Raw genomic sequence first — 14,676 nt, 5'->3', positions numbered from 1 at the left:
TTTCGTGCACGCGCACAGCTGGCCCGGTCAGCGCTCCGCCTTGGTGTCGTTGAAGCGGCCGTAGCTCATCAGGCGCTCGTAGCGGCGGTCCAGCAGCTCCTTCACCTTCAGATCGCTCACCTGCCGCCAGGCATCGCCCAGCGCGCGCTTGAGGAAGGCCGACATCTGCCGCATGTCGCGGTGCGCGCCGCCCACCGGCTCGCTCACGATCTTGTCCACCAGACCCAGTGCCTTCAGCCGGTGCGCCGTGATGCCCAGTGCCTCGGCGGCGTCCTGCGCCCTGTCGCTGGTCTTCCACAGGATCGACGCGCAGCCCTCGGGGCTGATCACGGAGTAGATCGAGTATTGCAGCATCAACACCTGGTCGGCCACCGCAATCGCCAGCGCGCCGCCCGAGCCGCCCTCGCCGATGATGGTGCTGATGATCGGCACCTCCAGCTGCGCCATCTCGTAGATGTTGCGGCCGATGGCCTCGGACTGGCCGCGCTCCTCGGCGTCGATGCCCGGAAACGCGCCCGGCGTGTCGACGAAAGTGAACACCGGCAGCTTGAACTTCTCGGCCGTCTTCATCAGGCGCAGCGCCTTGCGGTAGCCCTCGGGCCGCACCATGCCGAAGTTGCGCGCCGTGCGCTCCTTGGTGTCGCGGCCCTTCTGGTGGCCGATCACCATGCAGGCGTTGCCGTTGAAGCGCGCCAAGCCGCCGACGATGCTCTGGTCGTCGGCGAAATGCCGGTCGCCGTGCAGTTCGACAAAGTCGGTGAAGCAGTCGCGCACGTAGTCGAGCGTGTAGGGCCGCTCGGGGTGGCGCGCGATCTTGGTGATCTGCCACGGCGACAGATCGGAATAGATGTCCTTGGTGAGCTGCAGGCTCTTCTTGTCGAGCTGGTCGATCTCTTCGCTGATGTCGACCGCGCTCTCGTTCTGCACGTAACGCAGTTCTTCGATCTTGTTTTCCAGCTCCGCAATGGGCTGCTCGAAATCAAGAAACGTTCGTTTGGCCAAGATTGGCTCCTTGGATACGAAACACCCGGCGATGTTACCGGATGTGGCCGCGCCATCAGTACGCGACCGGGGTGGGTTCGAGCGAGCGCCACATGTACCACGTGGCCACGCTGCGCCAGGGCGCCCAGGCCTCGGCCACCTCGCGCGCCTCGCTGCGACTGACCGGCTCGCCCGAGAAATAGTTGAGACTGATGCCCTTGATCAGCCCTGCATCGTCCAGCGGCAGCACGTCGGGGCGCAGCAGGTGGAACATCAAAAACATCTCGGCCGTCCAGCGGCCGATGCCGCGGATGGCCACCAGCTCGGCGATGATGGCCTCGTCGTCCATGCGCTGCCACTGGTTCACGCGCAGGCGCCCGCTGTCGAAGTGCAACGCCAGGTCCACCAGGTATTCGACCTTGCGCGCCGACAGCCCAGCCGCCCGCATGTCGTCCACCTTCAGCTTCAGCACGTTGGCCGCCGTCATGCGCCGCGGCAGCGCCTCGAAGCGGTTCCACACCGACTGCGCCGCCTTGACCGAGATCTGCTGGCCAACGATGGAGCGCGCCAGCGTGACGAAGGCATCGCCGCGCGACTCCAGGCAGGCGTCGCCGAACAGCGGGATCACGCGCTTCATCACGCGATCGCGCCGCGCCAGGTGGTCGCAGGCCTCGGCCCAGAAGCCGGGCGTGATGACCTCGATCGCTTTGCTTTTTGTAGCTGCCACCGATTTAACCGCCTGCGCTGAAGGCCGATTTGGCTTTGAAAATCATCACTGCGCGGCTTCCCAGGTGGTACCGCCCGGGCCGTCCTTCAGCACGATCCCGGCGGCCAGCAGTTCGGCACGGATGCGGTCGGCTTCGGCGAAATTTTTGGCCTGCTTGGCGGCGGCGCGGGCGTCGATCTGGGCCTGGATGGCCGCTTCGTCGAGTGTGCTGCCGGCGCGCAGAAAGGCCTTGGGGTCGCCCTGCAGCAGGCCCAGCACGCCGCCCAGGCCTTTCAGCAGACCCGCATCCTGCGCATCGCGCGTGCGGTTGACCTCGCTGGCCAGATCGAACAGCACGGCCACGGCCTCGGGCGTGCCGAAGTCCTCGTCCATCGCCGCCTTGAAGCGGGCGGCGAACGGGCTCGCCCAGTCGATGACCACCTCGGCCGGCGCCACCGCGTCGAGCGCGGTGTACAGCCGCTTGAGCGCCGCGCGCGCGTCCTGCAGGTGCACGTCGCTGTAGTTCAACGGGCTGCGGTAATGGCTGCGCACGATGAAGAAGCGGATGGTTTCGGCGTCGAACTGCTCCAGCACCTCGCGGATGGTGAAGAAGTTGCCCAGCGACTTCGACATCTTCTCGTTGTCGATGTTGACGAAGCCGTTGTGCATCCACACGCTGGCCAGCGGCACGCCGTGCGCGCCCTCGCTCTGGGCGATCTCGTTCTCGTGGTGCGGAAACTGCAGGTCGGCGCCGCCGCCGTGGATGTCGAAGGTTTCGCCCAGCAGCGCGCAACTCATGGCCGAGCACTCGATGTGCCAGCCGGGGCGGCCCAGGCCGTAGGGGCTGTCCCATTTCGCGCCCTCGGGCTCGGTGGGCTTGGCGGATTTCCACAGCACGAAGTCGAGCGGATCGTGCTTGCCGTCGGCCACGGCCACGCGCTCGCCGGCCTGCAGCTCGTCCAGCGACTTGCCCGACAGCTTGCCGTAACCCGGAAACTTGCGCACGGCATAGTTCACGTCGCCGTTGTCGCTTTGGTAGGCCAGCCCCTTGTTCTTGAGCTTGCCGACGATGTCGAGCATCTGCGGCACGTAGTCGGTGGCGCGCGGGTCGTGCTGCGGGCGCTCGATGCCCAGCGCGTCGAAGTCGCGGTACATCTCGGCGATCATGCGGTCGGTGAGCTGGCGGATGGTCTCGCCGTTCTCCAGCGCGCGGCGGATGATCTTGTCCTCGATGTCGGTGATGTTGCGCACGAAGGTCACGCGCATGCCGCTGCTTTTCAGCCAGCGCTGCGCCACGTCGAAGGCCACCGCCGAGCGCGCATGGCCGATATGGCACAGGTCGTACACCGTGATGCCGCACACGTACATGCGCACGTGGCCCGGTTCGATAGGGGAAAAGTCCACCAGCCCACGCGAAAGCGTGTTGTAGATGCGCAAGGTCATGGAAAGCGAAGAAAAGTGCCGGCGAACTGCGGAAGGGTTGGATTCGACAGGTGCGGGCAGCAACGAAGGCGTTGGCACGCCGGAAGCAGCAGGGTGCGAGGCCCGGCGGCGCAAGGCTGCTTGGCTACAATGCCTCGCAGTATAAGGCGCCATCCCCGAGCGGCCAATGCGTGTCTTTCCCCATCGCCTCGCATGAACCTCCCCCGCATTTCACTCATGGCCCCGGCCCGCGCGCTGGCGCTGGCCTGCGGGTTGCTGCTGCCCGCCACCGCCGCGCTGGCCGACGAGTACGCCGAGGTGCAGCGCCTGCAGCGCAGCGGCCAGACCACCGAGGCGCTGGCGCGTGCCGACAAGTACATCGCCGCCAACCCGCGCGATCCGCAGATGCGCTTCGTCAAGGCCGGCGTGCTCAGCGCCGCCAGCAAGACCGCCGAGGCCGAAGAACTGCTGGTGCAGCTGACGCGCGATTACCCCGAGCTGCCCGAACCCTGGAACAACCTGGCCGTGCTGCACGCCAGCCGCGGCCAGCTCGACAAGGCGCAGGAAGCGCTTCAGGCGGCGCTGCGCATCAACCCCGCCTACGCCACCGCGCTGGAGAACCTGGGCGACGTGCGCCTGCGCCAGGCCAACGAGGCCTACCAGCGTGCACGCCAGATAGACCCCGGCAACACCCGCCTGGCGCCCAAGATCGAGGCCTTGCGCGGGGCGCTGGGCACGCCAGCCAAGCCCGGCGGCTGACGCCCCACGGCAGCGCGTGCCGGGAACTTGCAGCGCGCCGGTCGGCACCAAACCACTTTCCTCATCGCCTGTTTCAGGAGTCCTGTTTCATGACCGTTTCAAGAAGAACACTCGCCCGCCTGGCCACCACGCTGGCGGCCACCGCCGCGCTGGGCACCGCCCTGCCCGCCTTCGCCGCCGACCCGCGCGTGAAGTTCGTCACCAGCGAGGGCGATTTCGTGGTCGAGCTGTATCCCGACAAGGCGCCCAAGACCGTGGAGAACTTTCTGCAGTACGTCAAGGACAAGCACTACGACGGCCTCATCTTCCACCGCGTCATCAAGAACTTCATGGTGCAGGGCGGCGGTTACGACAAGGATTACAAGCAGCGGCCCACGCGCCCCACCATCAAGCACGAAGGCCGCGAGGCGCTGGCCAAGGGCCTGAAGAACCTGCCCGGCACCATCGCCATGGCGCGCACCAACGATCCGCACTCGGCCAGCTCGCAGTTCTTCATCAACGTGGTCGACAACACCCGCCTCGACCCGGTGATCCTGCCGCCCGGCGACCCGGTGACCTTCGAGTTCCAGGGCCAGGTGCAGAAGGACATTCCGCGCAAGAACGTCGAGAACCACCCTGCCCTGTTCGGCTACACCGTGTTCGGCAAGGTGGTGAGCGGCATGGACACGGTGGAGAAAATCCGCAACACGCCCACCGGCCCCGGCGGCCCCTTCCCCACCGATGTACCGCAGAAGCAGGTGGTGATCCAGTCCGCCACGCTGGTCAAGTAACCCCCCAACGACAAGAAAGACCCCATGAGCAACCCTCAAGTCGAACTGCACATCGCCGGCCACGGCGTCATCACGCTGGAGCTGGATGAAGCCAAGGCACCCAAGTCGGTCGCCAACTTCCTTCAATACGTCAACGCCGGCCACTACAACAACACGGTGTTCCACCGCGTGATCAAGAACTTCATGATCCAGGGCGGCGGCTTCGAGCCCGGCATGAAGCAGAAGCCCACGCAGGCGCCCGTCACCAACGAGGCCGACAACGGCCTGAAGAACGACAAGTACACCGTGGCCATGGCGCGCACCAGCGATCCGCACTCGGCCACCGCGCAGTTCTTCATCAACACGGTCGACAACGACTTCCTCAACTTCAAGTCGCCCACGGCGCAAGGCTGGGGCTACGCGGTCATCGGCAAGGTGGTCAAGGGCCAGGACGTGGTGGACGCCATCAAGGCCGTGCCGACCACGCGCAAGGGCTTTCACGACGACGTGCCGCGCGACGACGTGGTGATCGAAAAAGCCGTGGCGCTCTGATCGGCGTGGCAGGCCGCGCCCGCGTCGCCCCGCAGCGCAGCCTGCCTGGCATCAGGCCGGCTCGTATACTCCCCAGATGCCAATCCGCCATCGCCCGCCAATCAGGCGCTGGCGACTGATACTCCCCATATTCATATCCGCACTGCGGCCCTGCCCCAGGCCTGCCGCGATGCGTGCATGATGCGGCCCATGTCGCCTGGATCGGCGCCCACGCCCTGAACCCGCACCATGTCGGAACCCCAGCCCGCCCATCGCCCCGCCGTGCCGCCCCTGGCCGAACTGCGCGCGCGCCCGCACTGGCGCACGGTCGATTTCATCTCCGACCTGCACCTGAAGGCCGAGGAGCCGCACACCTTCCAAGCCTGGCAGCACTACATGCTGCACACGCCGGCCGATGCGGTGTTCATCCTGGGCGACCTGTTCGAGGTCTGGGTGGGCGACGACAGCGCGCTGCCCGGCAGCTTCGAGGACCACTGCGGCCAGGTGCTGCGCGCGGCCGGCGCGGCCATGGACGTGTTCTTCATGCGCGGCAACCGCGACTTCCTGGTCGGTGCCGACTTCCTCGCGCGCTGCGGCGTGCACGACCTGGCCGAACCCACGATGCTCTCGTTTCAGGAGCAAACCTGCCTGCTCACGCACGGCGACCTGCTGTGCACCGACGACGTGGCCTACCAGCGATTCCGCCGCCAGGTGCGCACGCCTGAATGGCAGGCCGCCTTTCTGGCGCGCCCGCTGGCCGAACGCCAGGCCATGGCGCGGCAGATGCGCGAACACAGCGAGGCGCACCATGCGGCGCAGGGCGTGTATGCGCACATCGACGCCCAACTTGCGCGCCGCTGGCTGGCCGAGGCCGGCGCCACCACGCTGATCCACGGCCACACGCACCAGCCGGGCGATCACGCGCTGGGCGCGGACGCGGCGGGCCGGCCGCTGACGCAGGTGGTGCTGAGCGACTGGCACGTCACCGCCGCCGAACGCCGCACACAAGTGCTGCGCCTGACGCCCGCCGATGGCCTGCAGCGCGTGACGCCGCGACTGGGGTGAGCGCCGGTGCCATGCTGAAGGCCATCACCCAATGGATGCGCCGCGCCGCCGGCGGGCCCACCCCGATCCCCGAGCCGCTGTGGCGCGACACGCTGGAGCACTACCCCTTTCTGGCGCGACTGCCCGCCGATGAAGCCGCGCGCCTGCGCCGCCTGGCCGAGCACTTCATCGACCGCAAGGAATTCACCGGCGCGCACGGGCTGGAAGTGACCGACGCCATGGCCGTGGCCGTGGCCGCGCAGGCCTGCCTGCCGCTGCTGCACCTGGGCCCGGCCGAGCGGCCCGAGGACGCGCTGCACTGGTACGACGATTTCGTCGGCATCGTGATGCACCCCGACGCCGCGGTCGCGCCGCGCAAGGCGATGGACGAAGCCGGCGTGATGCACCACTACGACGAGGTGCTGTCGGGCGAGGCCATGCACCACGGCCCGGTGATGCTGAGCTGGCCCGCCGTGCAGCGCGCCGGCACAGAGCACGATGCCGGCTACAGCGTGGTGATCCACGAGTTCGTGCACAAGATGGACATGCAGGCCGGCGGCGCCGACGGTGCGCCGCCGCTGCCGCGCGGCTTCATGGGCGCCGCCAATGCGCGCGAGGCCGCCGCGCACTGGTACCGCACCTGGGCGCCGGCCTACGAGCGCTTTCGCGAACAGGTGGTGATGGCCGAGCGCTTCGGCGCGCCCGCGCCCTGGCTGGATGCCTATGGCGCCACCGCCCCGGCCGAGTTCTTCGCCGTCGCCTGCGAAGCCCACTTCGTGCAGCCGCAGCGCTTTGCCACCGAATTTCCCGCGCTGAGCGCGGCGCTGCGGGCGTTGTTCAGGCAGCCGTAGCCGTTCTCGACGCCAGGCACCCTGGTGCAGGAGCGGCGGAAGCCGCGAAGGGCAGCGTGAAGCGCGAGCGCCGTTCCGTGCGTTCGCGGCTCCCGCCGCTCCTGCATCGAGTTCAATTACGATAGCTTCTTGCGCCTGTTATAGGGCGATTTCAGATGCAAACATATCTGAAAACCCCTTGTAACGTGCGCAAGCAGCTTCTTTTTCAATAGCAGATCACTGCGCCGGCCAGCGCACCGTCACCCGCAGGCCGCCCAGCGTGGGGCTGCGGTCCAGCGCCACGTCCAGCCCATGCAGCCGCGCCAGCCGCCGCACGATGGACCAGCCCAGGCCGCTGCCGCTCTGGCCGCTACCCAGCACGCGGAAGAAGCGCTCGCCCAGGCGCGCGCGGTCGGCGTCCGACAGGCCCGGGCCGGCGTCCTCCACCACCAGCCGCGCGCCCTCGCCCGCCGTGGCCGGGGCCACCTGCACCGCCACGCGGCCGCCATCGGGGCCGTAGCGCAGCGCGTTGTCGAGCAGGTTGCGCAGCAGCACGGCGGCCAGCGGGCCGTTCATGGGCACGGGCACGGGCTGCCCGGGCCGTTGCAGGTCGATGTGCTGGCCGCGCGCCTGCGCCGTGCGCTGCAGATCCTGCGCCTGCTGCGCAGCGACGGCGGCCAGGTCGCACTGGCCACGCCCGCCCGCGCGCGCGTCGGCATCGGTCACCTCGGCCTCCAGCCGCGCCAGTTGCAGCAGTTGCTCCACCAGCCGCGTGGCGCGGTCGCAGCCGGCAATGGTGGCGGCCAGCGCGGCGCGGCGCTCGTCGTCCTGCGTGGCGCCCTGCGCCACCTGCGCCTGCATGCGGATGCCGGCGATCGGTGTGCGCAGCTCGTGCGCGGCGTCGGCGGTGAAGCGGCGCTCGCTCGCCAGCTGCGCGTGCACGCGTTCGAACAGGCCGTTCAGCGCCTGCACCAGCGGGCGCACTTCGGGCAGCACGCCGTCTTCGGGCAGCGGCTCCAGCGTGTGCGGGCGGCGCGCGGCCACGCTGGCGCCCAGGGCGCGCAGCGGGCGCACGGCGCGGCGCACCGCCCACCAGATGCCGGCCGCCAGCAGCGGCAGCGCCACCAGCAACGGCAGCAGCGAGCCGCGCAGGCTGGCCAGCAGCACGTGGCGGCGGGCCGAGGCCTGCTCGCCGACGTGGATGACGTCCTCGACCCTGTCCTTGTCGAGCCGGGCGACGGTGAACACGCGCCAGCGGGCGCCGCCGATGCGCTGGTTGGACAGGCCGCGCGTGGCCGCCGGCGCCATCGGCGCCTCGGGCGCGTCGGCCGAGCGCGCGTGCAGCCTGCCCTTGTGCCAGATCTGGAACGCCACGCGCGACTGGTACTTGTGCAGCAGCGTCGGCGCCTCCACCACGGCATCGTCCTCGGCGTCGTCCACCTCGCCGGTGGCCAGCAGCGCCGCGTTCTGTGCCAAGTGCGCATCCAGCAGCTCGTTCAGCTCGTGCTGGGTGACGAACCACGCCACCGCCACCGTGCCCAGCCAGGTGAGCAGCACGAAGCCCAGCACCATCGCCGTCAGGCGCTGGGCGAGCGACCAGGTGCGCAGAGCAGTGCCGTTCATCTCAAAAGACCAAAGCGTCGCACATCGTCGGCAACCGATGATTCACCAGGAGCCAACCGGCCGCGGAGCAGGCCACACGCGGGCACCCGCGCAAGGGCTTGGCCCGCCCGCTGGGTGCGCCCCCCTTCCCGCGAAGCGAGAGAAGGGGGAAGCGGCGCAAGCCGCTCAGGGGGATGATCATCATTTCCTGGCCACGTAGCCCACGCCGCGAATGGTCTCGATCAGTTCCGCCCCCAGCTTGCGCCGCAGGTTGTGGATGTGCACTTCCACCGCGTTGCTGCTGACCTCGCTGCCCCATTTGTACAGGTGCTGCTCGATCTGCTCGCGCGACAGCACGCGGTCGCCGTTGAGCATGAACACGTGCAGCAGGTCGAACTCGCGCACCGACAGCTCCACCAGCTCGTCGCCGCGCCACACCTGGCGCGCGGCCGGGTCGAGGGAGACTGCCCCCAGCGTGAGGCGCGTGGTGGGCACGCCGTGGGCGCGCCGCACCAGCGCGCGCAGGCGCGCCGCCAGCTCGCCCAGGTCGACGGGCTTGACGAGGTAGTCGTCGGCCCCGCCGTCCAGCCCCTGGATGCGCGTGTCGATGGCGTCGCGCGCGGTCAGGATCAGGATCGGCGTGCGCACGCCCTGGGCGCGCACCGCGGCCAGCGCGTCCAGCCCGTCCTGGCGCGGCAGGCCGAGGTCGAGCACGGCCACGGCGTGCTGCTGCGTCAGCAGTTCGCGCTCGGCGGCCACGCCGTCGCGCACCCAGTCCACCGCAAAGCCCTGCTGGCCCAGGCCGGCCTTCAGGCCCGAACCCAGCAGTTCGTCGTCTTCAGCCAGCAGCACGCGCATGGGGCAGCACCTCAATCGTCGTCGTCATCGTCGTCATGGTGCGATTGTGCGGCGTGGCCCGCATCGCCCGCCGCCGGCGCGGTCTGCCACTGCCAGGCCCAGAAGGCCAACACCGCCATCAGCAGCAGCGCGGCCACGCCGGTGTATGAACGCTTGACCAGATCCGGCTCCGCGCCGGCCGTGCGACCCGTCAGCATGGGCGCCACCAGGTTGCGCCGGCGCAGCAGCGACAGGCCCAGCACCACGCCGATGTGGGCCAGCACCAGCGCCAGCATGCCGTTGCCGAAGAACTCGTGCACCTCTTCCAGCCAGTCGCCGCCGGCTCGTTGCCGGTACACGCCCAGGCCACTCAACGTGAGCGGCGCGATCACGGCCAGCAGCAGCGCCACGGTGCCGGCCGGCCGCAAGGGACGCTGCATGGACGATTGATAGGAGTATGCCTTTTAAGCGCCCATCATTCAGGCGCTGGCGGATAGCCATGGTGGGAGTATGTGAGCAACAGGCGAGCGCGGGACAGGTGTTGCTGACGCCATCGCGGGCAAGCCCGCTGCCACAGACCGATGGCGGGCGCCACGATCATATATGGTGGGTATATGACTTCAGCGCCCTGAGGACGGGCGCTAGCAGATGGGTATGTGGGGAGTATATGGTCCCTGCGTGACCGCGGCGCGGGCGCGGGCACCGCCATCGCGGGCAAGCCCGCTGCCACAGACCGATGGCGGGCGGCGGGTGGCTCAGCCCGCCTGCGCGATCTGGCGCAGCGCCTGCTCGAACACCTCGGGCGGCTGGCCGCCGCTGATGAGGTGGCGCTCGTTGATGACCACCGCCGGCACCGAGCGGATGCCCGCCTGCTGCCAGAAGGCCTCGGCCTGGCGCACTTCGGCGGCGTAGTCGTCGCCCGCCAGAATCTCGCGCGCCCGCGCCGCATCCAGCCCCGCAGCCTCGACCGCGGCCAGCAGCACGTCGTCCTGCTCCACCGCCTCGCCGCGGCCGTGGTAGGCGTCGAGCAACGCGCGCTTCAGCGCCAGTTGCGGCTCGGCGCCCTGCAGGCCAGCCCAGTGCAGCAGGCGGTGCGCGTTGAAGGTGTTGTAGATGCGCCCGCGCCCGGCCGGGTTGAAGCTGAAGCCCACGGCGGCGCCGCGCTCGCGGATGGCGGCGCGGTTGGCCTCGAACTGCGCCGGCGTGCCGCCGTACTTGCGCGCCAGGTGTTCGTTGATCTCCTCGCCGCCGGGCGGCATGTCGGGGTTCAGCTCGAAGGGCTGGAAGTGCAGCGTGGCCTGCACCGCGTCGGCGCTTTGCGCCAGCGCGCGCTGCAGCGAGGCCAGGCCGACGGCGCACCAGGGGCAGGCGATGTCGGAGACGAAGTCGATCTTGAGGGGGGTGGTCATGGGCGTCCTTGGGGCGTGAGCAGGAGACAGAATACCGGACGCAGAGGACGCAAAGGACGCAGAAGAAACCAGTTTTCCTGGATGTTCCTTTGCGTCCTCTGCGCAATCTCTGCGTCCTCTGCGTCCGGCTGTTGTGTTGGCGTCATGCCGACGACAGCGCCCGCTCCAGCGCCGCATCGAAGGCCTCGGGCGCCTCGAACTGCACCCAGTGGCCGGCGCCCTCGATCAGCTGCATGCCGCGAAAGGCGGGCGCGGCGGCGGCGAAGGCGTCTTCCAGCTGGTGGATGTACTGGCGGTAGATGGCGTCGTGCGCGCCGTAGATGGTGTGCACCGGGCACGGCACCTGCGGCAGGCTGCGCGCCAGGATGTCGGTGTGCGCCAGCCGGCGGCGCGGCAGGCGGTCGCGCTGCACGTTGGCGATGTGCACCTCCAGCGCCAGGCCGTCGATCAGGTCGTGGTCGTGCAGCATCAGCACGCCCAGGTTGTGGCGGTGGATGTCGGCCTGCTCCTGCGGCGTCTTCAGGTGGCGCCAGGCCTTCAGCTCGAACTGGCGCCGCGGCACCACGCCCATGGCCGGCGCGCCCACCAGCACCAGGCGTCGCGCCAGTTGCGGGTGCGCGGCCAGCAGCAGGCCGGCCGTCATGCCGCCGAAGGAAAAGCCGACCAGATCGACCGGCTCGTCGCCCATCAACTGACGCAGGCTGGCGGCCAGCGGCGCGACCATCGCATCCGCATCGCTGCCGCCGGTGGGCGGGCCCGAGTCGCCAAAGCCGGGCAGATCGACCGCCCACACGCTGCGGCCGGCATCGACCAGGGGCAGGATGTTCTTCACCCAGTGCGTCCAGCTGCCGCTGCCGCCATGGAACAGCACCAGCGGCGGCACGCCGGCGCGCGGCTCGCCCCAGGCGTGCCAGACCAGTTCGCCATCGCCGCACGGCGTGGTGAGGCGGCGGGCCTGGGCCAGGCGTGCGCGCTCGGCCAGGGGCAGGAAGGTGGGGACGGTGATGTCGCTCATCGGGATCGGTGTGATGCTGCGCGGCCGGCCCGTGCCGGTGCTGGCCGATTCTGGCACCGCCCGCGGGGCGGCGCAGCGGCGGGGCGCATGCGGTGGCGCGTTCAGAGGCACGACAGCGTGGGGGCTGGGCCTGCCGAAGCCTTGCCGGCGCTGGCGCAACGCCCACGGGCGCTGCGGCGTCGGGCGCCCGCGGGCATCAGTCGTCCAGCGACGCCGACCAGCGCTCGCCCCAGTCGCCGCGCCGCTGCTGGTCGATGGCGCGGCGGTCGCGCTTGGTGGGGCGGCCCTGCGCGATGGCGTGCGCGGGCTCCGGCGCCAGCCGGCGCGCGGCCGCCGCTTGCTCGCGCGCGGCGATGCTCTCGGGGGTTTCGTCGTACAGCTGCTGCGCCACCGGCGCCGGCCCGCGCTGGGCGCTGAGGCCGCGCACCACGACCTGGCGCGCCACGGCGCCCCGCCGCACCGTCACCACGTCGCCCGGCCGGATCTCGCGCGCGGGCTTGACGCTGGCCCCCGCCACCAGCACACGGCCACGGCCGATCTCCTCCACCGCCAGCGCGCGGGTCTTGTAGAAGCGCGCGGCCCACAGCCACTTGTCCAGGCGCATGCTGTCGGCTGGGGCGGCGGTGGCACTCATGAAAGCGGCAGGGTGACGATGGCGTCGAGACCGACGATGCGCCCATTCTGCCTGCGGTTGAGCAGCTGGATGCTGCCGCCCAGCGCCTGGGTGATCTCGTGGCAGATCGCCAGGCCCAGGCCGAAGCCCGAGCCGCCGGCGCCGGAGCGGAACGGCTGGAACAGGCGTTTGGCCAGGTCCGGCTCGACCCCCGGCCCGCCATCGGCCACGGTGAGGCGCGCCTGATCGCCCACGCGCGCCAGGGTGATGCACAGCGGCCCGCCCGGCGGCGTGTGCCGCACGGCGTTGTGCAGCAGGTTGCGCGTGAGTTCGCGCAGCATCCATTCGTGCGCCGGCAGCGTCAGCGGCTCGACCTGCAGGCTGAAGTCGAGCGCGCGTTCGGCGATCAGGGGCGACAGCTCCAGCGCCACGTCGCGCACGATGGTGTCGAAGGCGCTGGCCGACGCGTCAGCCTGCTGCCGGAGCTGCGCCACCTTGGCCAGCGCCAGCATCTGGTTGGCCAGCAGCGTGGCGCGGTCGACGGTGTCCTCGATCTCGGCCAGCGCCTGCGCGGGCGGCACGTCGCCGCGCCGGGCCGACTGCACCTGCGCCTTCAGCACCGCCAGCGGCGTGCGCAGCTGGTGCGAGGCGTCGCGCACGAAGCGCTTCTGCTGCGCCGCCATCTCGCCGTGGCGGCGCATGTGGGCGTTGGTGGCGGCGATCAGCGGCTGCAGCTCGCGCGGCGCGTCGGGCGCGGCGATGGGGCGCAGGTCGTCGTCGGGCCGGCCCTGCAGCTCGTGGCTGAGGCGCCGCACCGGCCGCGTGGCGAGCTGGACGACGGCGATCACGGTGGCGGCGATCAGCGCGATCAGCGCCGCCTGGCGCGCCAGCGTGTCCCACAGGATCTGCCGCGCCAGCGCGTGGCGTATCTCCAGCGTCTCGGCCACCTGCACCACGGCCACGTCGCGCCCGCTGCCGCTAGCCACCGGCTGCAGCAGCACCGCCATGCGCACCGGCTCGCCGCGGAACGCGCCGTCGTAGAAGTCGACCAGCGCGGCATACGGCGGCTGCATGGGAATTTCGCCATGCCACATCGGCAGGTCGTCGTAGCCCGACAGCAGCAGCCCCTGGCGCGTGGAGATGCGGAACGCCATGCGGCTGCGCAGGTCGGCCTCGAACGCCTCCAGCGCCGCCGAGGGCACGTTGGCCTGCAGGCGCGCCGCATCGCCCTCGCCCTGGATATCGAGCCATTCGCCCAGGCTCTTGGCCGAGGCCAGCAGGGTGCGGTCGTAGGCGGTGTTGAGCGCCCCGAGCGCCTCGCGGTACAGGCTCCAGGTGTTGAAGGCGACGATCAGCAGCAGCGGCAGCAGGATGCCCGCCAGCAGCTGGCGCCTGAGCGAGCGCGTGCGCGCAACGCTCACGGCGCCGCCCGCATCAGGTAGCCCAGGCCACGCAGCGTGACCAGCTCCAGCCCGGTATCGGCCAGCTTGCGGCGCAGGCGGTAGGCCACCACTTCGATGGCCTCGTAGCGCACCTCGGCCTCGCCGGGGAACACCTGCTCGAACAGCCGCTCCTTGGCCACCGCGTGGCCGGGGCGCGCCAGCAGCGCATGCATCAGCGCCAGCTCGCGCGGGGTCAGCTCCATAGGCACACCATCGCGGTAGATGGCGCCGCCGTCGCGCTCGAAGCGAATTCGGCCGATCTGCACGCCGGCCGCGGGCATCGCGTCGTGCTCGGGCGCGCTGCGGCGCACCAGCGCGCGCAGGCGGGCCTCCAGCTCGTCCAGGTCGAAGGGCTTGGGCAGGTAGTCGTCGGCGCCGGCGTTCAGCCCCAGCACCCGGTCGCCCACGGCGCCGCGCGCGGTGAGGATGAGCACCGGCGTGCGCAGGCCCTGCGCGCGCGCCTGCGCCAGCACCTGCAGGCCGTCCAGGCCCGGCAGCGACAGGTCGAGCACCACCGCGTCGGGCAGGCTGGCGGCCCAGCGCTGCAGCGCGGCCGGGCCGTCGCCGACGGCGGCCACCACGAAGCCGCGCCGCGCGAACGTGCGCACCAGCGTGGCCTGCAACGCCGGGTCGTCCTCCACCACCAGCAGCTTCATGCGCGGCACGATACCGCAGCGCCCGCAGCGCCCCGCGCCCGGGTAAACCCCGAGGCGGCGGACAGCCGATTGACAGCCTC

General features: G+C 70.4%; 16 protein-coding genes. 5 read left to right on the top strand and 11 right to left on the bottom strand.

The genetic code is table 11. The annotated features are described in order from the left end of the window. Positions 1 to 27 precede the first annotated feature (27 nt). Genes ACFSCU_RS06165 through cysS form a run of 3 tightly spaced genes read right to left on the bottom strand, consistent with a single transcriptional unit; the run spans position 28 to position 3,130 of the window. On the bottom strand, positions 28 to 1,002 hold the full coding sequence (locus ACFSCU_RS06165; protein ID WP_180550947.1) for an acetyl-CoA carboxylase carboxyltransferase subunit alpha: 975 nt from the start codon (positions 1,000 to 1,002) through the stop codon (positions 28 to 30). A 55-nt stretch (positions 1,003 to 1,057) separates the two neighbouring features. Further along, positions 1,058 to 1,708, bottom strand: coding sequence for a DNA-3-methyladenine glycosylase family protein (locus ACFSCU_RS06160; RefSeq protein WP_377560167.1), 651 nt, complete (start codon positions 1,706 to 1,708; stop codon positions 1,058 to 1,060). A 45-nt stretch (positions 1,709 to 1,753) separates the two neighbouring features. After that, positions 1,754 to 3,130, bottom strand: a complete 1,377-nt coding sequence (cysS, locus tag ACFSCU_RS06155; protein ID WP_377560166.1) for a cysteine--tRNA ligase — start codon at positions 3,128 to 3,130, stop codon at positions 1,754 to 1,756. A gap of 192 nt (positions 3,131 to 3,322) precedes the next feature. On the opposite strand from cysS, the gene ACFSCU_RS06150 reads away from it, so the two are divergent. From ACFSCU_RS06150 to ACFSCU_RS06130, 5 genes are all read left to right on the top strand, one after another. Continuing rightward, positions 3,323 to 3,868: a tetratricopeptide repeat protein gene (locus ACFSCU_RS06150; RefSeq protein WP_377560165.1), complete on the top strand. Its 546-nt coding sequence runs from the start codon at positions 3,323 to 3,325 to the stop codon at positions 3,866 to 3,868. An 89-nt stretch (positions 3,869 to 3,957) separates the two neighbouring features. Further along, a complete protein-coding gene (locus ACFSCU_RS06145) occupies positions 3,958 to 4,638 on the top strand; it encodes a peptidylprolyl isomerase (RefSeq protein WP_180550945.1) in 681 nt (226 codons plus the stop codon). 24 nt (positions 4,639 to 4,662) lie between these two features. Further along, entirely contained in the window at positions 4,663 to 5,169 is a 507-nt protein-coding gene (locus ACFSCU_RS06140) for a peptidylprolyl isomerase (RefSeq protein ID WP_180550944.1), read from the top strand. Positions 5,170 to 5,397: 228 nt separating this feature from the next. Continuing rightward, positions 5,398 to 6,213 (top strand): UDP-2,3-diacylglucosamine diphosphatase, encoded by an 816-nt coding sequence (locus ACFSCU_RS06135; RefSeq protein ID WP_180550943.1) that lies wholly within the window; start codon positions 5,398 to 5,400, stop codon positions 6,211 to 6,213. An 11-nt stretch (positions 6,214 to 6,224) separates the two neighbouring features. Beyond that, the gene (locus ACFSCU_RS06130; RefSeq protein ID WP_180551822.1) at positions 6,225 to 7,043 is read left to right on the top strand and encodes a M90 family metallopeptidase; all 819 of its coding nucleotides are present in this window, start codon (positions 6,225 to 6,227) and stop codon (positions 7,041 to 7,043) included. 216 nt (positions 7,044 to 7,259) lie between these two features. Here ACFSCU_RS06130 and ACFSCU_RS06125 read toward each other — a convergent pair whose 3' ends face one another. From ACFSCU_RS06125 to ACFSCU_RS06090, 8 genes are all read right to left on the bottom strand, one after another. Further along, entirely contained in the window at positions 7,260 to 8,645 is a 1,386-nt protein-coding gene (locus ACFSCU_RS06125) for an ATP-binding protein (RefSeq protein ID WP_180550942.1), read from the bottom strand. Positions 8,646 to 8,825: 180 nt separating this feature from the next. Next, complete coding sequence (locus ACFSCU_RS06120; protein ID WP_377560164.1) at positions 8,826 to 9,482, bottom strand: response regulator; 657 nt, start codon at positions 9,480 to 9,482, stop codon at positions 8,826 to 8,828. A gap of 11 nt (positions 9,483 to 9,493) precedes the next feature. Continuing rightward, complete coding sequence (locus ACFSCU_RS06115) at positions 9,494 to 9,901, bottom strand: cytochrome b/b6 domain-containing protein (protein WP_180550941.1); 408 nt, start codon at positions 9,899 to 9,901, stop codon at positions 9,494 to 9,496. Between the two features lie 315 nt (positions 9,902 to 10,216). After that, a complete protein-coding gene (locus ACFSCU_RS06110; RefSeq protein WP_377560163.1) occupies positions 10,217 to 10,870 on the bottom strand; it encodes a DsbA family oxidoreductase in 654 nt (217 codons plus the stop codon). 142 nt (positions 10,871 to 11,012) lie between these two features. Next, positions 11,013 to 11,885: an alpha/beta fold hydrolase gene (locus ACFSCU_RS06105; protein WP_180550939.1), complete on the bottom strand. Its 873-nt coding sequence runs from the start codon at positions 11,883 to 11,885 to the stop codon at positions 11,013 to 11,015. Positions 11,886 to 12,081: 196 nt separating this feature from the next. Further along, positions 12,082 to 12,519 carry an RNA-binding S4 domain-containing protein gene (locus ACFSCU_RS06100; protein WP_377560162.1) on the bottom strand — a complete coding sequence of 146 codons (438 nt, stop codon included), beginning with the start codon at positions 12,517 to 12,519 and terminating at the stop codon, positions 12,082 to 12,084. Continuing rightward, on the bottom strand, positions 12,516 to 13,919 hold the full coding sequence (locus ACFSCU_RS06095) for a sensor histidine kinase (protein ID WP_377560161.1): 1,404 nt from the start codon (positions 13,917 to 13,919) through the stop codon (positions 12,516 to 12,518). The genes ACFSCU_RS06100 and ACFSCU_RS06095 overlap by 4 nt, the downstream gene beginning before the upstream one ends. Further along, positions 13,916 to 14,596, bottom strand: coding sequence for a response regulator transcription factor (locus tag ACFSCU_RS06090; RefSeq protein WP_180550938.1), 681 nt, complete (start codon positions 14,594 to 14,596; stop codon positions 13,916 to 13,918). The genes ACFSCU_RS06095 and ACFSCU_RS06090 overlap by 4 nt, the downstream gene beginning before the upstream one ends. Positions 14,597 to 14,676 lie beyond the last annotated feature (80 nt).

Origin of the sequence: Ottowia beijingensis (assembly GCF_042680925.1) — a bacterium.
Lineage (GTDB): Bacteria > Pseudomonadota > Gammaproteobacteria > Burkholderiales > Burkholderiaceae_C > Ottowia > Ottowia beijingensis.
Note: the sequence above shows the minus strand (reverse complement) of the source record. Positions and strands in the feature narration are given on the sequence as shown.